Source organism: Polaromonas sp. CG_9.11 (assembly GCF_015752225.1).
Taxonomy (GTDB): domain Bacteria; phylum Pseudomonadota; class Gammaproteobacteria; order Burkholderiales; family Burkholderiaceae_C; genus Polaromonas.
Genome location: NZ_JADOVE010000014.1, coordinates 1 through 22,139 on the forward strand (window position 1 = coordinate 1; position 22,139 = coordinate 22,139).

The following is a 22,139-nucleotide window of genomic DNA, read 5'->3' on the forward strand; positions in this document are numbered from 1 at the left end:
GGTCGCAGTTGAGCAGTATCAAGGCATTGATGACTTTGGATGCTGCGTGCGTGCCTTTGCCTGCGATGCCCTGCAACTCGGCTCTTTCCTGCTCTGACAAGGTGACTTTGTAATGTTCCATTCCCCATTGTCCACGTCAAATTTCTCATGACGCGACACTAGGCGTAATCACCAGCCGCTGCGTAGCCCGCGTCGCCGCCACATAAAACAACCGCGCCTCCTCCTGCTCGTCCTCTCCCGCAGCGGGCATGTGGCCGATGCCGGGCAGGGCGACCACCGGGAACTCCAGCCCTTTGCAGACGTGCATGGTCAGCACGGTGATGGTGTCGCGGCTGGGGTTGAAGTCGCCTGAGCGTCTGCGCACCTGGTGCGGCAGCTTGCGGTAGTGCAGCGCGTTGGCGCACACATCTATCGTGGCTTAGTCGCGGCAAATCACGGCCATGTCGCCCCACGCATGGCCTTCCTGGTGCGCTGCGCTCAGCAACTCGGCAATCTTGAAGGCCTCGTCGCGCAGGCTGGGCAGGCGGATGATGAGCGGTGCCTGCCCGTCGCGGCCGCAGCTGATGGGTTTGAGCAGCGGAATGCCGTCGTCGTCCTGGTCGTCGGCGGTCAGCAGGTCGGCGGCAATCAGGCTGGCGGTTTGCAGAATCTGGCGGGTGTTGCGGTAGTTGATTTTCAAGACCGTGGTGCGGCCCTGCGCTTGCACGCCCACGCTCTTGAAGCTGAAATTCTTGGCGCGCGCCCGTTCGTAGATGTTTTGCGCGTCGTCATACAGCAGCAGCAAACTGTTGGTGGCCGGGTCCACCATCTGCGTGACCAGCTTGAGCCATTCGGGCGCGAAGTCGTGGCCTTCGTCGATCAGCACGGCCTGGTACTGGCCTGACGGGATTTGCGCGCGGTCCACGCCGTGAATGACGCGCAGCACCATCTCGTCCATCTTCTGGCCCACGGGCAGGTGGTGCGCGGGCAAATCCTGCCCAAACGCCACCAGCTGGTCGCGGCACCACTTGTGAAAATGCCGCGCCTGCACCCGGTCAGATAAGCCCTTGGCTTCCATCACGCTCGCCAGCTTGACGGCCAGCGGCTCGTTGTAGCAAAGAATCAGGATGGGTTTGGACGCGGGCGTGTGGGCCTTCGCCAGGTATTCGGCGCGGTAGCCCAGGATCATGGTTTTGCCGGAACCGGCCACGCCGTGAATCACCCGGTGGCCGTCGCCCAGGCTGCGGGCGAGCTGCTCCTGCTGCAGGTCCATCACGCGCAGCATGTCGGGGAAGTCTGCGTCCGGGTCGTGGTCGTCAAACAGCGGGCCCTGCGTCTGCACGCGCACCTGCGGAAACATGTTCCAGCGCACCCGGTCGAGTTGCGGCAATGTCATCACGCCCCGGCCAAAGGCGTGCGGAATCATGTTCCAGAGCCGCTGCTGAAATTCCTCGGGCTCGGCGCTTTCCAGCATTTCGTCCTGGCAAATCACGTAATGCGGCTCAATCGCCTCGCCCAGCCCGGCGGCGTCGAACTGCCTGCGCGTGATGCGGGTGAAGACCACGCCGTGGCCCCACGGAAACGCCAGTTTGCCCTGGTGCGGGCCGCCCGTCTGCACCAGTTGCGGGTCGCGTTCCAGCGCGTTGACGACCTGAATGGCGCAAAACCGCGCCTGCGCCAGCGGGCTCATCACCACCTTGACGCGGCCATCGACCAGCAGGTCCCAGGCTTGCCGGGTGGCTTGCTGGACCGTCTCCAGGCGCCAGTCCTTGGTTTCCAGAATCAACAGGCCGCGCCGGGGGTGCAGCACGACAAAGTCGGGGTGCGACTGCTTGGGGCCAACCGGCACGTCGTACCAGAGCAAATAGTCGTCGTCGAGTTTTTGTTCCAGCCGCTCGGCCAGCCGGCGCTCGCCGGGGGTCATGCGCGGCACGCAGGTGCCGATTGCAGGAATAAGGGTTGCCATCAAAAAGTCACATTTATTAACATTTTGTGACGATTGTCATGCACGAAAACTGGCGCTGTTTTGCTGGCAGGCACCGGCCGCTTCAGTAGCTTCCCTAAGTGCGCGGTTCAAAAAATACAAGTAGCATTTAGAAACACGCCGTTGGTTAATCGGCGGTCTAGAAAGTACACAGTTTATGCAATCCAGTGCCTTGGCGGTCAAAATCTCTGGCCTGTCCCTTTTTTTGGGTGGCCTTGTGCTGGCGCCAGCGATGGCTGCACCGCGCTACACGCCGTCGCCGGACGGCCAGGAAATCTCCGACAGCAAGACCGGCCTGGTGTGGCGGCGCTGCGCCGAAGGCATGGACTGGAAGGGCAATACCTGCATCAAAACGGCCGTGTTTTCCAATTTTTTCGGCGCCCAGGCGCGTGCCAAGGCGGCGGCCACTCCCGGCAAGCCATGGCGTCTTCCCACACTGAACGAACTTTCGAGCATCGTGGCGGTGCGCGAGGCCGGGGAGGGCAGGGCGGCGATTGATCGGGGGGCCTTTCCGGCAACGCCGGCTGCGCGTTTCTGGTCGTCCAGCACCGTCGGGCGGGGCTACTTCATGTATGTGTCGTTCACTGAAGGCAGTGCCGGCGAAGGGGAGCGCAACTCCCCGGGTGTAGTGCGGCTGGTGCGCCAAGGCCCGTAACCGCCGGGCCTTGGCGGCAGCACACCATCAGGCGGCTGCCGCGTTGCCGGTGCGTGACTCGGGGCTGTCGTTGAACTCGTGGCGGGTGGCAGACGTCAGCGTCACGTTGCGCTGGAGTTCGGACAGCAGCTGAAACTCTTTCTTGATGGCTTTTTCCAGGTTTTGCAGCGCCAGAACCTGCTCCTCCAGCACCGGCAATTGCGTGGCCTGCACTGGTGGCGCCGCCGCCGGACGCACTGCCTGCGCCGGCGCCGGTATGGCGGCGGCATTGCGCCTGAGGGTGGCGTTTTCCTGCTCCAGCGCCAGCATGCGGGCCTGGGCGCGCTTCAGGGCTTCAGCGCTTTCGGCCGCCTGGCCTTGCGCGCCGCGCAGGGCCGCTTGCTGGTTGGACTGGTCTTGGTCGTGGTGCTGCAGCGCGGCCAGCCGGGCTTGCAGCGCAGGCACCTGGGCGGCCTGCTGGGCGGCGCGGGCCTGCTCTTTCTGGGCCAGGTCCAGCGCTTGGCGCAGCCGGTCGGCATCAAGCTTGAGCACCTGGGCGCTGGCGGCGGCGACTTGCTGGTTTTTTTCCATCGAGCGGAAATAGTCCCTGGCCTGGGCCTGTTCGGCCAGGGCGTCTGCCCTGACCTTGACAATGTCGGCGTGCGTGGCCTGTTCCTGCGCCTGCAGCGCGGCCAGTTGCGCCTGCAGGGCGGCGACCTGGGCGGCGTGTTCGGCCGGTGGCGCGCTGTCCTTCTTGACGGCGTTGGTCACGCCGCGTGCCCGGGCGGTCTCGTGCTTGAGGTCTTCGTAGTTCTTGATGGCCAGCTGGCGTTCGTCTTCAAGCTGGCGGATACGGCCCCTGGCCTGCGCCAGTTCTCCTTGCACCTCTGGCCAGCCCTGAGGTGCCGGGGCGGCCCTGCCGCCGCGCATGAGCAGCCAGCACAGCACAAAGCCTGCGACAAGTCCGGCGACAGTGGTCAAGACGGTAAAAGTTGGGAAGTCCATGTGCGTGCCCTTGCCTGAAAAGAATCAAAATCTGCTAGCACCGCATTATTTGCCATAAAACCGTGCCTGGCGTCATGCCTTGTTGCAAAAACAGTCCGTTTTTTTTGATTCACGCCCTGGCGCTGACTGCGGTTGGAGGCGTGCTGTCAGGCTGGCTTCGGGACCGGCACGGCGACGACGCCTTGTGGCGCCATTTTCAACTGCGCCTGCGCGGTCCGCCCGCTGGCCGTGCCGCTGCCGCTGGCAGAGGACCCGCTGGGGCCGTGTGCGCCGGAAGGCATGGCCGCCAGGGGCCTTCCCATTGGCGGCAACTGACGCCGTGCAACCCGGCATGCGCGCCGGCCCCTGCCGCGGGGTTTGCGGCCGGTGGCCTGGACTTGCATCCAGATCTTTTTTTTGCGTTCAGGAAAGGCCGGGACCGGGCGGTGGCATGGCGCGGGCATCCATGTACATGAGTTCCCACAGGTGGCCGTCCAAATCCTGAAAACCATGCGGGTACATGAAGCCGTGGTCTTGCGGCGGGTTGGGCGTGGTGGCGCCTGCCGCGATGGCCTGGTCCACCCTGTCGGTGACCTGTTCCCGGCGGTCGCAGGCCAGGCAGATCAGCACCTCGGTGTGCCGGCGGGCATCGCAAATCTTCTTGGTCGTGAAGGGCCTGAAAAAGTTTTCGACCAGCAGCATCACGAAGCTGTCGGGACCAATCACCATGCAGGTGGCGTTGCTGTCGGTGAACTGCGGGTTGAAGCCAAAGCCGAGGCGGTGAAAAAATTGACCGACCGGTCCAGGTCCTTGACGGGCAGGTTGACATACATCTGGGTCGCCATGCAGTCCTTCATTCTCAACGGGGCGAGTATCAGCGCTGGCCGGCGGGCGGGCGTTTCCAAATTGCAAGCGGACCGGCGCAGCGCTGCAGGTCGCTTCAGCGTGGCGGTGCGGGAACAAAACTGACCGCCAGTCCCCTGGGCGTGACGGTGATGCTGCCGGGCTGCAGTCCCATGGCATCGGGCAGCGCAAGGTCCTGCGGGCGCAGGGTGTGCAGGACGACTTCGCCCAACGCCTGCTCGGCCAGCGCGGGGCCGTAGGCGTCCAGCAGCGCCGACGGCCCCGGCGGCAGGTCGGGAAAGCGCAGTGCATGGACGCGCAACCGGTGCGCCCGGACGGTCCGGTCGCGCGCCTCATAGCGCAGCGCAAAATCCAGCTCGAAGGTGCCGCTGTAGCTGCGGCCCAGCGCCGGGCCGGCGGCTTCGACCAGCATCTCGGTGCCCAGCCGGTTCAGCTCGGGCAGCAGGCGCAGGCGTGGCGCCAGCAGCTTCAGGTCCAGCAATCCGCCGACCGGGTAACGCAGCGGAAACCGCTGGGCAACCGCCTGCTCCAGCTGGCCGGTGGAGACGGTGTAGCCAGGCGGGCCGGCAGCGTGCGCGGCGGAAAAGCCTGGGCCCGCCGTGCCGCTCGCCAGCAGCCAGGCGGGGAGTGTCAGCATGCGTCTGCGGTTCATCCGTTTCCTTGGGTTGGGGGGGGTCATGCGGCCGGATGCGCCGCGACGCCTGCCTGCGTCTTGCGCAGCAGGGGTGCAGGGTCAGACGCTGTGCGCTAGCGTCAGTTCCGCTGGGCAGGGCATGACAGCGGCATCGGTGCTTGATTTTTTTAAATAATTGGCCATTTGCGCAAGACTGGTGGGCATATGTAGCTATTGAAAGTATAGTAAATCAGTTCCTGCGACAGGCTACATCTGGTAACAGCCACATGTGTTTTGTTGACAGGATCACACCGGTGCGACACCTCGCCCCATCACAATGCACCGGCCTGCCGGTTTTGGCAGGCGTGGGACGGGAGAGCTTTCATGAAAACATTTTTAGTGCTGTGCGCGGTCGCCGGATTAAGCGGCTGCGCTGTGTACCCGTCGCCGGGCTATGAGACCTATGGCTACGACGTGCCGGCTCCCCAGGTGATCCGGCAGCCGGTGTATATCTACGGCGGCGGCGGCGGCGGCACGGTGTACCGCTCCGACGGTTTCGGGAATGCCTACCCGCAGGGCTACTACCGTCCTTTGCCGCCGCCGGTGGTCGTCGTGCCGGGGCCGCGCCCGGAGCGGCCGCTCGTGCATGGGCCGCGACCGGGCCGTGGCCAGGGCGACCGGGACGGCGACGGCATTCCGAACCGCTTTGACCGCGACCGCGATGGCGACGGCATACGCAACCGCCTTGACCGCCACCCGAACCACAGCAGCGCGCCGAACCGCGTGGAACGCAGCCGCAGCCGGGACCGGGACGGCGACGGCCTTTCAGACCGCATCGACCCCCGGCCCGACATTCCGAACCGCCGCTAGGCAGGTCGCCACAGAGGCGACAGACGGGCAGGCCGAGCTGTTGTAAGGTGCGTCCTGCGCCAGCACCTGCGCTTACACCCACTGCGGAGCCCCTCCTTGCCTGACACCATTCACTTCTACGAACCGCGCAGCGGCCACCGCCTGCCGCATGACCCGTTCAACGCCATCGTCGGGCCGCGCCCCATCGGCTGGATTTCGTCGCGCAGCCCGGCAGGCAGCCTGAACCTGGCGCCCTACAGCTTTTTCAACGCCTTCAACTACACGCCGCCCATCGTCGGCTTTGCCAGCGTGGGCTACAAGGACACGCTGCGCAACATCGAGCAGACCGGCGAATTTGCCTGGAACCTGGCGACGCGCCCGCTGGCCGAGGCGATGAACCAGAGTTGCGCCGCCGTGCCGCCCGAGGTCAGCGAGTTCGAGCTGGCGGGCCTGACGCCGGTGCCGTCGCAGGTGATTTCAGTGCCGCGCGTGCAGGAAAGCCCGGTGTCGTTCGAATGCCGCACCACCCAGATCGTCCAGCTCCAGGGCGCCGATGGCGAGAAAGTGCCGACCTGGCTGGTGCTGGGCGAGGTCGTGGCGGTGCACATTGCCCAGCGCCTGCTCAAGGACGGTGTGTACGACACGGCCGGCGCGGAGCACATCCTGCGCGGCGGCGGGCCAGGCGACTATTTCAGCGTCGGCCCCGAGCAGTTGTTCAAAATGTACCGGCCGAGGTGAGGCTGGACACCCCGTCCGCAATGACCGGTGAGAAAAAAATAATGCGTTCCAGTCATCGGTTGAATCGGCATGATTTTTCAATCAAACAGGCCGTTTGCGCATGTCCAATCAACGAATGAAGCTATAAAAATAGTAGCAACGAGGTTCAGGCCGTGGCGCGGCGCACCGGCCCCGGCAACAGCGTGAATGCCAGCGCGCCGGCGGCCAGCAGCGCGGCAATGCTCGCCAGCACGGCGGTGAAGGGCTCGATGCCACGGGCCGCGGCCACGGACGCGACGATGCCGGTCAGCCACTGCATGCCGGCCACGCCCAGGAACATCGCCATGGTGAACACCGCCATGGCGCGGCCGGTGAGTTCAGGCGGGTAGGCGGCGCGCACGTCGGCATACTGCAGCACCATGTAGCCCGACAGCAGTCCGATGACGATGGGGCCGCCCACGTCCACCAGCGTGCTGTGCCCCATCGCAAACGTCGCAAACAGGCCGGCCAGCAGCAGCGTGAAGCCGACAATCCAGCGGCGCCGGTGCTTCGGACCGGGGTCAAAGCGGCCAAACAGCGGCGGGCCGAGCAGCGAGGCCAGCGACATCACCAGCGCCACGTTGCCCGCCTGCACCAGCGAAAAGCCGTGGCGCTGCATCAGCATCGGCCCCAGCCACAGGCCGCGCAGCGAGATGAAGGACGCATAGCCCACGGCCGCCAGCAGCACGATGCCCAGCGTGTGCGGCAGCAAGAACAGCGCGCCGAACCTGCCAATCGCCTGGACCAGCGTTTCCCGCGCTGGCGCCCCCCGGGCCTGCGCCATGGCGGCGGGCAGGGGCGGCTCATGCACCAGCGCGTAAATCAGGCCCCAGGCGAGGACGGCGACAGCGCCCAGCACCCAGAATCCCATGCGCCACGAGGTGGCCTCGATCAGCCAGGCCAGCGGCGTGCCGGTCAGCAGCATGCCGATGCCGCCCAGGCCCAGCGTGAGCCCGGAAATCGCCGCGAACCGCCCGGCCGGAAAATGCCGCGCAATGAACACGGTGCACACCAGGAAAGCCGGTGCGCAGCCCACGCCGATCAGCACCTGGCCGGCGACCAGCATCGGATACGACGTGGCCAGCGCCGACACGGCCGAGCCGGCAATCGCCACCGGAAACGCCGTCAGCACGGTGCGCCGCACGCCCTGCAGGTCGATGCCGATGCCCATGAACAGCTGCATCGCGCCAAAGGCAAAGTGAAAGGCGCCGGCAAACAGCCCCAGCGCCTGCGCGCCCAGGTGAAAGTCGGCCTGCAGCGGCGCGGCCATCAGGGCGGCGACGGTGCGGTAGGCCTGGCTCAGCGCAAAAGCGGTGGTCAGGGCGAACAGCATGGCCCAGAGCGGGCGCAGGGGCGGTGCTGCGGGCGGTTCGGCGACGGCGACGGCGACGGCGCGGGTCTGTAACGGGATGGAATTCATGGCGTTGGTGGACGTTGAGGGTACACCGGCTGGCGATGGTGCTGTGCCGCACCTGCCGGCCAGGGGCTGGCCCGCGCGGCAGGAAAACACCGTGGCGTGCCTGGTTTGACACCAAAACAGCCGCCGGCGCTTGCAGGACGGGCGCAGGCAGCTATTAAAAAAAGAGTGCTGCCCCGCCGTTCACGGGACAGGCGGGCATTCAAGTCGCTGACGGATCCCCTGGCAACACTGCAGGCCCCGCGGTTCAGGGCGCCAGGCGGCCAGCCGCCAGGTGCTCGGCCATCGTCTTGCGAAAGACACGCACCAGCGTCTCGGAGACATAAGGTTTTTGAATCAGTTCAAAGCCGTGCCTGCCGCGCTCGGCCATGACCTCGTTGTAGCCGCTGGCCAGCACCACCGGCAGGCCCGGGTAGCGCTTGCGCACCAGCTCGCCGAATTCAATCCCGCTCATGCCCGGCATGATCACGTCGGAAAACACCAGGTCAAAACGGCTTGCGTCCCCGGTCAGCAAATTCAGCGCGGCTGTGGCATTGGCCGCCCAGGTCGTCTGGTAGTCCAGGATGTTGAGAATCTCGCAGGTCATCTGCGCCAGTATTTCGTTGTCCTCGACCACCAGCACGCGGATGCTGCGCGCCTCGGCGCTGGTTTCGGCAGCGGCCGCCACGGCTTCGGGTGTATCGGCATGCTCGGCGCGTGCCAGAAAAAGGGTAAAGACCGAACCGATGTCCACCTCGCTCCTGACCTTGACCTCGCCGCCGGACTGCCGGGCAAAGCCAAACACCTGGCTCAGGCCCAGGCCGGTGCCCTTGCCCACTTCCTTGGTGGTGTAGAAGAGCTCGAAAATCGCTTCCAGGTTGTCGGCTGCAATGCCGCAGCCTGTGTCGGTGACTGAAATGGCCACGAAATCGCCTGGCCGCAGGTCACGGCCAGAACCGGCCGGCACGTGATCGACCTTTTGCACCTTGATGGTGAGCCGGCCGTGGCCGTTCATGGCGTCGCGCGCGTTGACGGCCAGGTTCACCAGCGCCGTTTCGAACTGGTTGATGTCCGCCTCGGCGAAGCAGCTGTTGTCTCCGCCACACGGCTCCAGGTGAATCTGCACCTGCGCACCCATCAGCGGGCGCACCAGATCAATCACGCCCTGCACATGCTGGTCCACATTGAAGACTTCAGGGCTCAAGGGCTGTTGCCGGGCAAACGCCAGCAGCTGGCTGGTGAGCTTGGCCGCGCGCCCGACCGTGTCGAAAATCCGGTCCAGGTACTGGCCACGCCGCTCCACCGGGAGCTTGTCACTGCGCAGCAACTCGACCGAGGAGCTGATCACCGCCAGCAGGTTGTTGAAGTCATGCGCCACGCCGCCGGTGAGCTGGCCCAGCGCTTCGAGCTTTTGCGATTGCCGCAGCGCGTGTTCGGTGCGCAGCAGTTCGGTGGTTCGCTGGTCGAGCGCCACCTGTGCCGCCTCGACCTCCTTGCGCGCCGTGTTGTCGGTGCCGATCAGCAGGTAGCCGATGATGGCTTCGTGCGCATCGCGCAGCGCCGTGACCGAGACAACTGCCGGAAAGCGGCTGCCGTCCTTGCGGATGTAGGTCAGCTCGTAGATGTCCTCGATGCCGCGCGAGGCCTTGAAGACCAGCGCTTCAAAGCCGGGCGTGATCGGGGTATCGAACTCTAGGCTCAAGGTGACGGCCCGGGCCACCAGTTCTTTCGAGTCCGAAATGTCGGCGGGCGTGACCTGGTTGACGACATCGCCCGCCGCATACCCGAGCAAGCGCTCGGCGCCGACGTTGAAAATCTGGATCACGCCTTTTTCGTCGGTGGCGATGCTGGAAAAGTTGGCGCTGTTGAAAATCGCGTCCTGCAGGGCGCCCGCCTTGAGCAGGGTTTCCTGCTGCCGGACATCGTTGAGGTTCTCCAGCGTCCCCGGTTGCCTGCCAGCGTTGTGAGGGTTACCCGTTTGCGGCATAGATTCTTTCGTTCCAGGGGTCACCATCGATCAGCTGTGTGGACAAAAGAAGAGCTCCACCGCCGCAGCGTAGCATGCGCCAAATCGGCAGGCCTTGTGCAAGGTCGTGGTGCACAGGGCCTGCCCGAGCATTGCAGGCTGCCGGAGGACGGTCGGGCGCATGCGATGAATGCGTGAATTGCGCCCCGCCTGCCGGGCGCTGCGCATGGCGAGATAGGTTCAGCCTGGCTTGCCGTCGGCCCGCACCCGCGTCAGCACCGGCCAGTACGTCACCGCGTAGAGTGCAAAGCCGGCCGACCACAGCGCCGCCGAACCCAGCACGGCATGGACGATCTGCGCCGGCGCGACAAGCGGAACCGCCACGCGGACCAGCGCCGCCGCCAGCACCAGCAGGTAACACGCCACGTCGGCGCGGCTGGCCGTGAGCCGCCGTCCGGTGTGGCCCAGCGCGGTGCGCGTCATCATGCCGATGATCAGCCCGCCAATGGCGCCGACCGTCAGCGCATGGATGGCGAGCGACGGCGAAACCAGGCCCATCTCGCCCAGTCCGCGCAGCGCCAGGTGCACCGGAATCCAGAAGTAGGCGACATGCAGCACCCAGACCAGCGGCGTGCGCCAGGTTTTCCAGGGCTGCCACAGCGCCCAGCGGGCCAGGTGCGCGGCGGCGCACAGGCCAGCCAGCGCCACCAGCGCCGCGCCGTGGAGCTGCAGCACGTCGGCCAGCAGCAGCGCCAGGGTGGAGCCCAGGGCGGCCTTTTCCAGCCACGGCCGCTTGGTGGCGCTGGCGCCGGCAATGGCGTTGGTGAACATCGGAATCACCCGCCCGCCCATCACCGCCATGGTGAACAGCACCACGTCGAGCGCGACCTGGATGCCGACCCAGCCGGGCAACTGTGTCACGCCCAGTTGCGCCAGGTGCACGCCCAGCACGGCCAGTGCCATCAGCAGCAGCAACGCGACGAAGAAATAGTTGCGCTTGTTGCGCGCCGCGATGAAGGGAATCGCCAGCCCGATGGCGGCTGCCAGCGGAAAGGCGACATTCACCACGGCAGCGGCCCAGCCGTAGGGCGTGAGCACCAGCACCCGCCCGGCCACCCAGAGCGCGGCCAGCGCCATCAGCGCCGCGCCGGTCGGCGTCGGTCGGCCGGACCAGTTGCGCCCGGCGGTGAACAGAAAACCGACAATGACCGCCAGCGTGAAGCCGAACAGCATTTCATGCGCATGCCACATCGGCCCCGCCAGGTAAGGCGTGCCCAGCCAGCCGGAAAACTGCAGTGCCCACAGGCCGATGGACAGGGCAGAAAACACGCTGGCCAGCAGATAGAAGGGCCGAAAGCCAAGCTGCCAGAGGGCGAAGCCCGGCGGCGCCGCCGGAGCGGCGCACGGATGCTGGATCTGGAGGAATGGGGACATCAGGATTTCTTTCTGCCGGGCGTGAAGCCGCTCAGGCACCACCGCAGCCGCCGCAGCAGCCACCGTTGCCGTGGCCGGACTTCATCCGGGTGATGGCTGCGCGCCAGACGGCCGGACCCTGTTCCACCCCGGTCCAGGAAAATTTTCCGGGCAGGCGGGATTCGAACTGGCGCTTCACGGCCTTCAGGTCCTGGTCATGGACCAGTTCCATGCTTTCGCCGGCATCGAGCAGGTGGAAGGCGGCAGATGCCACCGGGTAGCGGTCATGCGGTGCCAGCTTGCGGACATCGACAGGGGTGGAGGAGGCGCAGGCGGTCATGGAAACTCCGATCGAAAAGGCGGTTCGGGAACCGGTTTTAAAGATGCATTAATAATACATTTATTTGAGCGAAAAGGGAACGGCTTCATGTTGCTGGCACACGAAGTCAGCCTGGGGCCTGGGAAAAATGCCTGCGGTCAGCGGGCCGTCATCCCCGCTTCAAAGGGCTTTCGCCGCGTGAAGCGGGGACACCCACCCGGCGCTCAATGGTGGTGGCCGTGCTCGCCGTGGACATGCTGGTGGGCGATTTCATCGTCGGACGCCAGGCGCACGTCGGTGACTTTCAGCGTGAAGCGCAGCGCCTTGCCGGCCAGCGGATGGTTGGCGTCCAGGATCACCGTGTCACCCTTGATCTTGGCGACGTTGAAGACCTGCTTGCGGCCATCGCTGCCCTGGCCTTCGAGCTGGCCGCCGACCTTCACACCGGGTGGAAACTGGCTGCGCGGGATGGTGCGCACCAGGTCTTCGTCGCGCAGGCCGAAGGCGTCTTCGGCGGCAAGCGCCAGCGTGGTCTGGTAGCCGGCTTCCCGGCCGTCCAGCGCTTCCTCGATCTTGGGCAGGGTGTTGCCGTAGCCGCCGTGCAGGTACACCATCGGCTCCTTGTTTTCCTCGATCAGCTTGCCCTGGGCGTCAGAGACTTTGAAGCGCAGGGTGACGGCGGTGTTTTTTTCAATTTTCATGGACAAAGGTTCTTTGCAAAGGGGGCTGTGCCGATTGCGCGGTCAGCCCGTTTCGGGGAAATGATCTTAGCAACGATGGACCCCGCCGGTGCGGCAACCCGTGCCATTGCGCGCATGCAGCCGGGAATCCGGCCTACACCGGCGGCGCGCTGCGGGCGCCAAACTCGTGATGCTTTGACAATCAAGGCCTGTTGTTCCACTCCTGTCCCGACCTCATGACCACCTTGCCGACGAATCCTTGCGCTGTTGAAACCATTGAACTGCTGTCCGGCGCTGAAAGCCCCCGGCCGCTGTTCGTGCTGCTGCACGATGCCGGCGGCACGGCGCTGGACATGCTGGAACTGGGCAACCGGCTGGGCGATGCGTTTGCCCAGGCGGCGGTGCTGATTCCCGAAGGCTTGAGCCTGCCGTCGGTTGATGCACCGGTCAGCGCCGAAGCGCTGGCCCAGGCCGTCGGGGCACTGGCCGATTATCTGCGCGCGCAGCAGCAGCGTTTCAACGTGCTGCAGTCCGACACCGCGCTGCTCGGGCTTGGCGCCGGCGCCAGCCTGGCGCTGGCCCTGAGCGACGCACACGATGGCCTCGCTGGCCGGGTGCTGTCCTTTGGCGGCTGCTACGCCGCCTGGCCTGCCCGGGCGCCGGCGCTTACCACGCTGCATTTCCTGCATGGGAACCAGGACGCGGTCGTGCCGGTGGCCCGCATTCGCCATGATTTTGCGCACCTGATGGAACTTGGCGCCGACGCAACGCTCGATGTTGCCAGCACGCTGGCGCATGCGCTGCATCCGGCGCTGATGGACCAGGCCATCACGCGGCTGCAGACCTGCGTGCCGCTGCGTTTCTGGAAGGCGCTGTAGCCGGCATCGCAGGCATCCCGATCGTGTTTTCAGGTAAAAGTGCCATTTGCGCAATACCCACGGGCGCATGCAGCTATCAATAAAGAAGCAACTTGCTGGGGCAACCCAGGCGCCTAGTCGCAGGCCTGGACCGCCTTGCCCGCCAGCTGCGGCTTGAGCGCGTCAAGCTTCGTCCGCAGGGCGGCATCGGCTGTGGGCAGCCTGAGCCACAGGCTGGGCAGCTCGGGCTGTTCCAGCACCACTTTCGCACTGCGCAGGCCGCGCTGGTTCATCTGGGCCAGGGCCTCCTCGGCTTCGGCCCTGGAGGCAAAACTGCCCAGTGACAACCCGGGGTTCAGCATCGGGCTTAGGGGCGGCTCGAAAGGCAGTCCCAGCTGCGCGAGCATCTGGCGTTTGCGGTTCATCGCCGCCTGGCTGATGTACTTGCCCATGTAGATAATCCAGCGGGCCGAATCGCCGCTGCTTTCAAACGACCAGCTGCCTTCGGGCAGGCTGGCCTTCAGGCGCGGCCGCAGTGTGCGCGCCTGCCCTTCGGTGAACACGCCGAGCTGCAGGCACGACACACCAGCGCCAAGCGCAGGCGGGGTGCGGACGGCGGCGCTGGGCGCAAGTGGGGGCAGGGGCGGCGGCGCGGCGGCGGGCAGGACCAGCTGCAGTGATTCGGGCCGGATCTGCTGCGCCAGCCGTTCGGGTTCGGACTGCCGCGCAGGCGCCAGGCCATAGGCCGCCAGCAGACCCTGGCCCCAGGCGAAGTACAGCGCATTGGCCAGCAGCAGCGCCAGGGCCATCGCCCTCAGCATGGCGGCGCGCCCCCGACCGATGGCGGGGCGACCGGACGCACGCTGACTTCGGCGCTGGTGACTTCGACCATGCCGCCCGCGGTGTGCACGCGCAGCGCGCCGTTGTCGGCCACGCCGTAGGCCGTGCCCTGCGTGCCGTCCGTCAGCTGCACGGCGCGATTGGCCAGCACGTCGCGCGCGGCAAACCGCGCCTGGAAGGGTTCGAAGCCGAACTGCGCGAAGGCCTGCACCGCCTGCACCAGCGCCGGCACGATGCGCAGCAGCGCCCCGGGCGCGTCCAGGCCGGCATCAAGCGTCTGCAGGCCGCCGGGCGGCACTGGCGCTGCGCCAGTGAGGGGCAAATCAGCCAGCGGCACCGGCCGGATGTTGATGCCCACGCCAATGATCAGGTAACGCAGGCCGTCCCCGCTGGCGGTCTCGACCAGGATGCCGCCCAGCTTGCGCTCGCCCTCCGGCGTGGACAGCCACAAATCGTTCGGCCATTTCAGGCCGATGCGCGGCCTGGCGGCATGGCGCGCCTGGCCGGCATCAAGCGGGTCCAGGCTGTCGGCGACGCTGATGCCGACCGCCAGCGACAGGCCCGACCAGTCCGCCGGCGCCAGGGGCAGGCCGAGCGAGAACATCAGGCTGTCGCCGCGCCGGCTTTGCCAGCTTCGGCCCAGTCGGCCGCGCCCGGCGCTTTGCTGCTCGGCCACCAGCAGCAGCGGCTCGGGCTGCGGCGGGCGGCCGGGCGCGCCCTTGAAACGGCGCATCAGCTCGCTGTTGGTCGAATCGATCTCGGGCAGCACCTCGACCGTGAAGCCGGGCAACTCTGGCGCCACGGCTTCCCAGATGGCTTCGGCGGGCCAGCGGATCGGCGGCAGGGAATGCAAGGGCGAGGTCATGGGCAGGCGGCTGGAAAAGGTGAAGGAAGGAAAAAGATTCTGGCCGGCCGCGCGGGTCAGCTTTCGGCGGTTTTGCGTGCTTTTTTTCGGGCCTTGGGCGCCAGCAGCGTGCCCCGACAGTGGGTGGCGCCGCACCAGCAGGGGTAGTCGGCCAGCAGCTTTGGGGTGTAGCGGGCATCAATGACCAGGCCGTAGTCGTAGAACAGCTCCTCGCCGGCCGGGATGTTGCGCAGCGACTTGATGAACACCCGTCCGCCGGCTTCGTCTGCCTCGCAGTTCGGCTGGCAGCTGTGGTTGATCCAGCGCGACGAGTTGCCGCCGACCTTGGCATCAATCACGCGGCCGTCGTCGATGTGGAAGTAAAACGTGTGGTTCGGCTGCGCCGGGTCGTGCGGATGGCGGCGCAGCGCCTCGGGCCAGCTGATGAGCTCGCCGGTGTATTCGATCAGCGTCTCGCCCTCGGCCAGGTCCTGCACGGCAAACACGCCCTTGCCATGGACGCCCGAGCGGCGGGTCTGGATGCGCCGACTGCTGCCAGCCACAGCGGTTGCAGGGTAAGCAGAGGCCTGTTTTTTGGGCACGGCGGTTTTTTGGTATGGTTAATTCATGTGTGTGCGTGCGCACCGGCGCGTGTACATGCGCGGGAAAGCGGTATTGTAGTGACGGACCTTGGCCCGTGGCTGACAGCCGTTTTCTGACGCCAGAAATTAAAAAAGCCGCTTTGGCGCAAACCGGGGACAGCGTTCCCCGAAGATGGAAAAGTCAGAAGAAGTATTTATGAAAACACTGGTAATTGCCGAAAAACCTTCGGTGGCGCAAGACATCGTGCGTGCCCTCACGCCCACGGCGGGCAAGTTCGACAAGCACGACGAGTACTTTGAAAGCGACGACTGGGTCGTCACCTCGGCCGTCGGCCACCTGGTCGAAATCCAGGCGCCCGAAGAGTTCGACGTGAAGCGCGGCAAGTGGAGCTTTGCCAACCTGCCGGTGATCCCGCCGTACTTTGACCTCAAACCGATGGACAAGACCAAGACGCGGCTCAACGCCATCGTCAAGCTGACCAAGCGAAAAGACGTGGGCGCGCTGGTCAATGCCTGCGACGCGGGCCGCGAGGGCGAGCTGATCTTCCGGCTGATCCAGCAGTACGCCAAAAGCAAACACCCGGTCAAGCGGCTGTGGCTGCAGTCGATGACGCCCGCCGCCATCCGCGACGGTTTTGCCGCGCTGCGCAGCGACGCGCAGATGTTGCCGCTGGCGGACGCGGCGCGCTGCCGCTCCGAGGCCGACTGGCTGGTTGGCATCAACGGCACGCGGGCCATGACGGCCTTCAATTCGCGCGATGGCGGTTTCTTTCTGACCACCGTCGGCCGGGTGCAGACGCCGACGCTGTCGGTGGTGGTCGAGCGCGAGGAAAAAATCCGCAAGTTCGTCAGCCGTGACTACTGGGAAATCCATGCCGTTTTTGGCGCCGAGGCCGGCGACTACCCGGGCAAATGGTTTGATCCGAAATGGAAACGCGCTGCGGCCAATGCCGTGAACGGCGAAGGCGCAGAACCCGATGCCGAACTGAAAGCCGACCGGCTCTGGACCGAACGCGAAGCCAAAGCCATTGCCGACGCCGTGCGCGGCCAGACGGCCACCGTGACCGAGGAATCCAGGCCGACCACCCAGGCCGCCGGCCTGCTGTTCGACTTGACCTCGCTGCAGCGCGAAGCCAACGGCAAGTTCGGCTTTTCGGCCAAGACCACGCTGTCGATCGCGCAAAGCCTGTACGAGCGCCACAAGGCGCTGACCTATCCGCGAACTGACTCGCGCGCGCTGCCCGAGGACTATGTGCCGGTGGTCAAGCAGACCTTTGAAATGCTGGCCCACAGCGACATGCGCCACCTGGCGCCGCACGCCGCCACGGCCCTCAAGGGCAACTACGTCAAGCCGACCAAGCGCATTTTCGACAATGCCAAGGTCAGCGACCACTTCGCCATCATCCCGACGCTGCAGGCGCCCAGCGGCCTGTCCGACGCCGAGCAAAAGCTCTACGACCTGGTGGTGCGCCGCTTCATGGCGGTGTTTTTCCCGAGCGCCGAGTATCTGGTGACGACGCGAATTTCCACGGTGGCCGCCGCGCCGGGCCGCCCCAAGCAAGGCACGGCCCCCTCGGGGGGCAGCGAACCACACGCAGTGGGGAGCGTGGGGGCCGTTGACAGCCACAGCTTCAAGACCGAGGGCAAGGTGCTGGTCAAGCCGGGCTGGCTGGCGATCTACGGCAAGGAAGCGGCCGACGAAGTGGCGGACGCCAAGGAAGGCGACAAGGGCCAGAGCCTGGTGCCGGTCAAGCCCGGCGAGCGCGTCGGCATCGAATCGGTGGATGCGAAGGGCCTGAAAACCCGTCCGCCCGCCCGCTACAGCGAAGCCACGCTGCTGGGCGCGATGGAAGGCGCGGGCAAGACGATTGACGATGAAGAACTGCGCGCGGCCATGCAGGAAAAAGGCCTGGGCACGCCAGCCACCCGCGCCGCGACGATTGAAGGCCTGATCGCCGAAAAGTACATGCTGCGCGAAGGCCGCGAACTGATTCCCACCGCCAAGGCTTTTCAGCTGATGACGCTGCTGCGCGGCCTGGATGTGCAGGAACTGTCCAAGGCCGAGCTGACCGGCGAGTGGGAATACAAGCTGGCGCAAATGGAGCAGGGCAAGCTGAGCCGCGAATCCTTCATGGCCGAGATTGCCACCATGACCGAGCGCCTGGTCGCCAAGGCCAAGGGCTACAGCCGCGACTCCATTCCCGGCGACTACGCCACCCTGCAGGCACGCTGCCCGAACTGCGGCGGCCTGATCCGCGAAAACTACCGACGCTATGCCTGCACTGGTGCGGACGGCCAAGGCGAAGGCTGCGGCTTCAGCTTTGGCAAGACGCCGGCCGGCCGGACCTTTGAACTGGCAGAGGTCGAGCAGTTTCTGCGCGATAAAAAAATCGGCCCGCTGGAAGGTTTCCGCTCCAAGGCCGGCTGGCCCTTCACCGCCGAGATGGTCATCAAGTTCGACGAGGACACCAAGAACTACAAACTCGAATTTGATTTTGGCGACGACAAGAAGGACGACAGCGGCGAGATCATCGATTTTGGCGACCAGGCCTCCTTGGGCGCGTGCCCCAAGTGCGCTGCCGCCGTGTACGAACTGGGCAAGAACTACGTCTGCGAAAAGTCGGTGTCCACATTGGCCCAGCCGACGCCGAGCTGCGACTTCAAAACTGGCCAGGTGATCCTGCAGCAGCCTATCGAGCGCGAGCAGATGGTGAAACTGCTGACCACCGGCAAAACCGACCTGCTCGACAAGTTCGTCTCGATGCGCACGCGCCGCGCCTTCAAGGCACACCTGGCCTGGGACAAGGAAGCCGGCAAGGTGAACTTTGAATTCGCCCCGTCCAAGTTCCCGCCCAAGCCGGGCGCGGCTGCCCGTACCCCTGGCGGCACCGTGAAGACGCCGTTTGGCAAGACCGTGGCGGTCAAGGCGTCAAGCGTGCCGGCGGCGAAAAAAGCCGCTGCCAAGAAGGTCGCGGCCAAAAAAGTGGCCGTCAAGACCGACAAGCCCAAGGTCGCCCGCAAGACCACGCCGGGCGCCGGACTCAAGCCCAGCGACGCGCTGGCCGCCGTGATCGGCACCGAACAGGTGGCGCGCCCGCAGGTCATCAAGAAGCTGTGGGACTACATCAAGGCCGAAAACCTGCAGGACCCGGCCAACAAGCGCGCCATCAACGCCGACGCCAAGCTGCTGCCGGTGTTCGGCAAGCCGCAGGTGACGATGTTCGAGCTGGCCGGGATTGTGGGCAGGCATTTGAGCTAAAGGCCATTTCCGCCTGTTTGCTATTTTATTAATAACTGTTGGTCCTTATGGGACGGGCGCAAAAGCCAGTTTTTGTGTATTTTACGGGCTCCGTTCGCCAGCGAGACGCCTGCAGGGGGGGCAAGAACTTGACGACCCTGTTCCTGACCACCTCAAGCAAGTACGCCAGCGGGTGGGGTGTGTGTTGAGGATTGCCTGCGCAACCCGGGTCACCGTCGCTTCAACACCGCAGCGTGCCACTACAAGCCGCGCGAGTCAAAGGCGCGTGCGTAGATCCCCGGGGGGAGCTCACCGGGTCGGGACGCAACCGGCTGCGAGGTGGCGACGGGCGCAAACGCCTGCCAGGCAATGGCAAACCCGCCCATTCCCGCAGGGCTTGCAGTGGCCAGTCCCGCGTTTGACGTGTTGCTGATGCGCTGGCTGGGCGCGGTCGCCGCGCCATCGGCGGCGAACCGCCGCAGGTAAATGCCCTGTTCGTTGGCCTTGGGCGGACCCGAGAAAAAGTACGCGATCACATAGCCGCCGTCGTCCAGCGCAGCGGGTACGCCGCCGATTTGAAACGTAAGGCAGGGTCCGGGAGGGTTCTTGGTGCCGCGGTCGCACAACACCGTGGGATCCACCGGCGCCAGCGGGTCGACCGCCGCCGCCGCCGCCGCGCCAGCCTGCGCGCCACCCACGGTAAACCGCTGGGCAATGACGGTGCTGTTGAAATTCCAGGTGATCACATAGCCACCGCCTGCAAGCCCGGCAATTGAAGACGTGTTGCCAACGAACGAATCGACACGGGTGCTGACCAGCGTTTCGAGGCCGACCGGGACGCCGTCGGCATTGAAACGTTGCGTGTACAGCTCGGATCCGTTGGTGGTTTGCCCCTCCGACGTCCAGACGAACACATAGCCACCGTCCCGCAGGGCGGTTACGGCCGAGCCGAATCGCCGCGTACCCGTTGTGGGTCCGCCGACAAAGGTGTTGACCTGCTGCGCCGCGCTGACAGCGACGCCGTCGGCCTGGTAGCGCCGGGCATGGATGTCAGACACATTGAACGGCTGCCCTTGCGTGGAGGTCCACCCCACCACGAAATCGCCGCATTCCAGCACGGCCACCGTCGCCTCCGTGTCTTTGTTCGGGCTGCCGTTGCTGACGAGCTGACCCAGTCCCATTGTTTTTCCCGCGTCATCGAAGCGTTGCAGGTTCAGGCTGCTGGTGAGTTCTTCGGTCACAAACGCGACCACGTATCCGCCGCCCACGAGTCCGGCGATGGCCGGCTTCTGAATCGACGCCGTGGTGCCCGTTGCCAGGCACGTGGGGGCTCCTGCCGGTGTGGCATTGGCCGTGTAGGTCCGCGTGCAAAGGCCTTGCCCCACCGAGACCCATGCCATCGCGTAACCGCCGTTTTTGAGGCGCGCCGTGGCGGGGGTTTGTCCTTTCAACCCGTCGGCGTCGAGGCTGACGACACTCACCTGTTCGGTGGTCGTGACCGGGTCGCCGGTGCTGCCGCCAGCCGGATTCGCTGCGGACCTCCCGGGCTGGGCAGCTGTCGTGTTCGGGGTTTGGGTCCCCGTCGCGGTTGTGGTTGGAGGCACTATTGTTGTCGGAGGCGCTGTTGTCGAACCCGTGGAAGACCCTGCGCCCGTGGCTCCCGCCCCCAGGACGCTGAAGGAATTTCCTGAAACAACCGCGTTGTTGGCCTGACCGCCATCGCCACCGCCGCCGCACCCGACCAGCGCCATGCTGATCGCGAGGCTTGCAAACAGCGGCCGGGCAAGCGCGCAGCGCCAACGCCGATGCCGACTCGCCAGTGCTGATGAATCGGAGAGTGCTGAAAGAGGGAAAACACCTGTGAAGCTGGTGGGCGGCGCAGCTGTGGTCATGGTTTGCCTTTTCGTTCGAACTGGGGTGACACTCACTTTTCCAATGGCCGCCGCCGCGCGTCGTAGGCCGCTTTCGGCAACACGAGTAGGAGGACAACCGCCCGGCCGTGCGTCCCAAGTCAAAAGATCAAGCGCAGTGACGAGAACGAAGCGGGAAATGCATCAGGCCAGCGTCAATGAAATATTGACGCAGCGCGGCTTGCGGCTCAAACCCGGCACGGCCGTGGACGCCACCTTGATTGCCGCGTCGACTTCCACCAAGAACAAGAACAAGAACAAGAACAAGAACAAGAACAAGAACAAGAACAAAGCGCAGGGCGCTGGACAAGGGCAATGAAGCCGATGCCGCTGTTTCAGGATGCTTGCGCGTGCAATCCCACCATTTGAAAATCACCACCCCGCTATTCGAAGCAGCGGCGAGCTCATCAGGCCATCCCTCAGGGCCTTGCCCGCCTGTTTGCTACTTTATCAATAGCTGTTGGCGCTGATGGAACGGGCGCACAGGCCAGTTTTGAGGCAATTTATGGGACCGGTTCGTCAGCGAGGCGCTTCATGGCGCGGCGGCGCGCGCGGTTTTGGCGGCGGCCACGGCGCCGAGGAAGTCCTTCAGCACCGCGCCGTCGTCGATCGTGTCCGAGCCGGCCTGGTGGAACTCGGGATGCCACTGCAACGCGGCAATATAGCTTTTGGACGGGTCCTTGCGGCGTATCGCCTCGACGATGCCGTCGGTCACGCTGAACGCCTCGGCCTCGAACTCGGGCGACAGGTCCTTGACGGCCTGGTGGTGGATGCTGTTGACGCGCACCCGCTCGACGCCGGGGTACAGGCTGGACAGCCGCGTGCCGGGCACGATGTCCACGCTGTGAAAGTTCAGGTCGTAGGTGTCGGCGTCGCGGTGCACGAAGGAGTCCGGCACCTGCGTCGTGATGTCCTGGTACAGCGTTCCGCCGAACGCCACGTTGAGCAGCTGCAGGCCCCGGCAGACGCCGAACACCGGCTTGCCCAGCGCCTCGAAGGCGGCGACCAGCGACTTGTCGTACTCGTCGCGCACCCGGTCGCCCGACCAGCGGTCTTCCAGCGGCGTTTCGCCATAGCTGCCCGGCCAGACGTCGGCGCCGCCGTGCAGCACCAGGCCGTCGAGCCACTGGGCGTAATGCGCGTAGGTCACATCGCCGCGCTGCGTGCTGCCGGTCGGGCAGGGCACCATCACGACCATCGAGCCCGAGGACATCAGCCAGTGGGCAATCGACTGCTCGACATACTGCAGCGTCTTTCCCGAGAACAGCGAACGCGTCGGGTCGGCATGGGAAAAACAAGCGGAAAGACCAATTTTCAAACGGCTGGAGGCGGGCATGATTTTTTCTTGGTTGAGAGGAGGAGAAGGAAAGAATGTTTTTCTGGAATTCAGCAACGCGGCCACAGGTCCGGG

General features: G+C 65.4%; 17 protein-coding genes and 4 pseudogenes. 6 read left to right on the forward strand and 15 right to left on the reverse strand.

From position 1 onward, the window contains the following. Together IWX85_RS12440 and IWX85_RS12445 are read right to left on the reverse strand one after the other, a co-directional pair. Nucleotides 1-121 (reverse strand): annotated as a pseudogene (locus IWX85_RS12440) (IS630 family transposase); the annotation flags it as partial. A gap of 24 nt (nt 122-145) precedes the next feature. Then, a pseudogene (locus IWX85_RS12445) lies at nt 146-1,945 on the reverse strand (DEAD/DEAH box helicase). 175 nt (nt 1,946-2,120) lie between these two features. On the opposite strand from IWX85_RS12445, the gene IWX85_RS12450 reads away from it, so the two are divergent. Next, nucleotides 2,121-2,618 carry a DUF1566 domain-containing protein gene (locus IWX85_RS12450; protein WP_231379736.1) on the forward strand — a complete coding sequence of 166 codons (498 nt, stop codon included), beginning with the start codon at nt 2,121-2,123 and terminating at the stop codon, nt 2,616-2,618. A 27-nt stretch (nt 2,619-2,645) separates the two neighbouring features. Here IWX85_RS12450 and IWX85_RS12455 read toward each other — a convergent pair whose 3' ends face one another. The 3 genes and pseudogenes from IWX85_RS12455 to IWX85_RS12465 all read right to left on the reverse strand — a co-directional run bounded on the left by IWX85_RS12455 (nt 2,646) and on the right by IWX85_RS12465 (nt 5,097). Beyond that, nucleotides 2,646-3,602, reverse strand: a complete 957-nt coding sequence (locus IWX85_RS12455; protein ID WP_196869948.1) for a hypothetical protein — start codon at nt 3,600-3,602, stop codon at nt 2,646-2,648. 402 nt (nt 3,603-4,004) lie between these two features. Next, nucleotides 4,005-4,426: pseudogene (locus tag IWX85_RS12460) on the reverse strand (VOC family protein). 95 nt (nt 4,427-4,521) lie between these two features. Continuing rightward, nucleotides 4,522-5,097 (reverse strand): DUF1439 domain-containing protein, encoded by a 576-nt coding sequence (locus tag IWX85_RS12465; RefSeq protein WP_196869949.1) that lies wholly within the window; start codon nt 5,095-5,097, stop codon nt 4,522-4,524. Between the two features lie 345 nt (nt 5,098-5,442). Here IWX85_RS12465 and IWX85_RS12470 point away from each other — a divergent pair, with 345 nt between their 5' ends. Further along, nucleotides 5,443-5,928: a hypothetical protein gene (locus IWX85_RS12470; protein ID WP_196870029.1), complete on the forward strand. Its 486-nt coding sequence runs from the start codon at nt 5,443-5,445 to the stop codon at nt 5,926-5,928. Between the two features lie 96 nt (nt 5,929-6,024). Next, a complete protein-coding gene (locus IWX85_RS12475) occupies nt 6,025-6,645 on the forward strand; it encodes a flavin reductase family protein (protein WP_036807859.1) in 621 nt (206 codons plus the stop codon). Nucleotides 6,646-6,790: 145 nt separating this feature from the next. On the opposite strand, the gene IWX85_RS12480 is transcribed toward IWX85_RS12475, so the two are convergent. From IWX85_RS12480 to IWX85_RS12500, 5 genes are all read right to left on the reverse strand, one after another. Continuing rightward, a complete protein-coding gene (locus tag IWX85_RS12480; RefSeq protein ID WP_196869950.1) occupies nt 6,791-8,083 on the reverse strand; it encodes an MFS transporter in 1,293 nt (430 codons plus the stop codon). 244 nt (nt 8,084-8,327) lie between these two features. Next, nucleotides 8,328-10,046 carry a PAS domain-containing sensor histidine kinase gene (locus tag IWX85_RS12485; protein ID WP_196869951.1) on the reverse strand — a complete coding sequence of 573 codons (1,719 nt, stop codon included), beginning with the start codon at nt 10,044-10,046 and terminating at the stop codon, nt 8,328-8,330. Nucleotides 10,047-10,265: 219 nt separating this feature from the next. Further along, on the reverse strand, nt 10,266-11,459 hold the full coding sequence (locus tag IWX85_RS12490; RefSeq protein ID WP_196869952.1) for an NnrS family protein: 1,194 nt from the start codon (nt 11,457-11,459) through the stop codon (nt 10,266-10,268). 31 nt (nt 11,460-11,490) lie between these two features. Further along, nucleotides 11,491-11,778 carry a DUF2249 domain-containing protein gene (locus tag IWX85_RS12495; protein WP_196869953.1) on the reverse strand — a complete coding sequence of 96 codons (288 nt, stop codon included), beginning with the start codon at nt 11,776-11,778 and terminating at the stop codon, nt 11,491-11,493. Nucleotides 11,779-11,981: 203 nt separating this feature from the next. Continuing rightward, nucleotides 11,982-12,458, reverse strand: a complete 477-nt coding sequence (locus IWX85_RS12500; RefSeq protein WP_036807861.1) for a peptidylprolyl isomerase — start codon at nt 12,456-12,458, stop codon at nt 11,982-11,984. Nucleotides 12,459-12,673: 215 nt separating this feature from the next. On the opposite strand from IWX85_RS12500, the gene ypfH reads away from it, so the two are divergent. Beyond that, nucleotides 12,674-13,315 carry an esterase gene (gene ypfH, locus IWX85_RS12505; protein WP_196869954.1) on the forward strand — a complete coding sequence of 214 codons (642 nt, stop codon included), beginning with the start codon at nt 12,674-12,676 and terminating at the stop codon, nt 13,313-13,315. A 113-nt stretch (nt 13,316-13,428) separates the two neighbouring features. On the opposite strand, the gene IWX85_RS12510 is transcribed toward ypfH, so the two are convergent. From IWX85_RS12510 to IWX85_RS12520, 3 genes are read right to left on the reverse strand one after another with little or no spacing between them, the layout of a single operon-like run. Further along, nucleotides 13,429-14,115, reverse strand: coding sequence for an SPOR domain-containing protein (locus tag IWX85_RS12510; protein ID WP_196869955.1), 687 nt, complete (start codon nt 14,113-14,115; stop codon nt 13,429-13,431). Beyond that, on the reverse strand, nt 14,109-14,999 hold the full coding sequence (locus tag IWX85_RS12515) for a biotin--[acetyl-CoA-carboxylase] ligase (RefSeq protein ID WP_196869956.1): 891 nt from the start codon (nt 14,997-14,999) through the stop codon (nt 14,109-14,111). Before IWX85_RS12515 ends, IWX85_RS12510 begins: the two co-directional genes overlap by 7 nt. A gap of 56 nt (nt 15,000-15,055) precedes the next feature. Further along, entirely contained in the window at nt 15,056-15,580 is a 525-nt protein-coding gene (locus IWX85_RS12520; RefSeq protein WP_196869957.1) for an SET domain-containing protein-lysine N-methyltransferase, read from the reverse strand. Between the two features lie 196 nt (nt 15,581-15,776). Here IWX85_RS12520 and IWX85_RS12525 point away from each other — a divergent pair, with 196 nt between their 5' ends. Further along, complete coding sequence (locus IWX85_RS12525) at nt 15,777-18,839, forward strand: DNA topoisomerase III (protein ID WP_196869958.1); 3,063 nt, start codon at nt 15,777-15,779, stop codon at nt 18,837-18,839. A 239-nt stretch (nt 18,840-19,078) separates the two neighbouring features. Here IWX85_RS12525 and IWX85_RS12530 read toward each other — a convergent pair whose 3' ends face one another. Further along, nucleotides 19,079-20,422: a hypothetical protein gene (locus IWX85_RS12530; protein ID WP_196869959.1), complete on the reverse strand. Its 1,344-nt coding sequence runs from the start codon at nt 20,420-20,422 to the stop codon at nt 19,079-19,081. A 454-nt stretch (nt 20,423-20,876) separates the two neighbouring features. Here IWX85_RS12530 and IWX85_RS12535 point away from each other — a divergent pair. Further along, nucleotides 20,877-20,975 (forward strand): annotated as a pseudogene (locus tag IWX85_RS12535) (IS5/IS1182 family transposase); the annotation flags it as partial. A 285-nt stretch (nt 20,976-21,260) separates the two neighbouring features. Here the strand turns inward: IWX85_RS12535 and IWX85_RS12540 are convergent. Beyond that, nucleotides 21,261-22,064 (reverse strand): gamma-glutamyl-gamma-aminobutyrate hydrolase family protein, encoded by an 804-nt coding sequence (locus tag IWX85_RS12540; RefSeq protein ID WP_196869960.1) that lies wholly within the window; start codon nt 22,062-22,064, stop codon nt 21,261-21,263. Between the last annotated feature and the right edge of the window lie 75 nt (nt 22,065-22,139).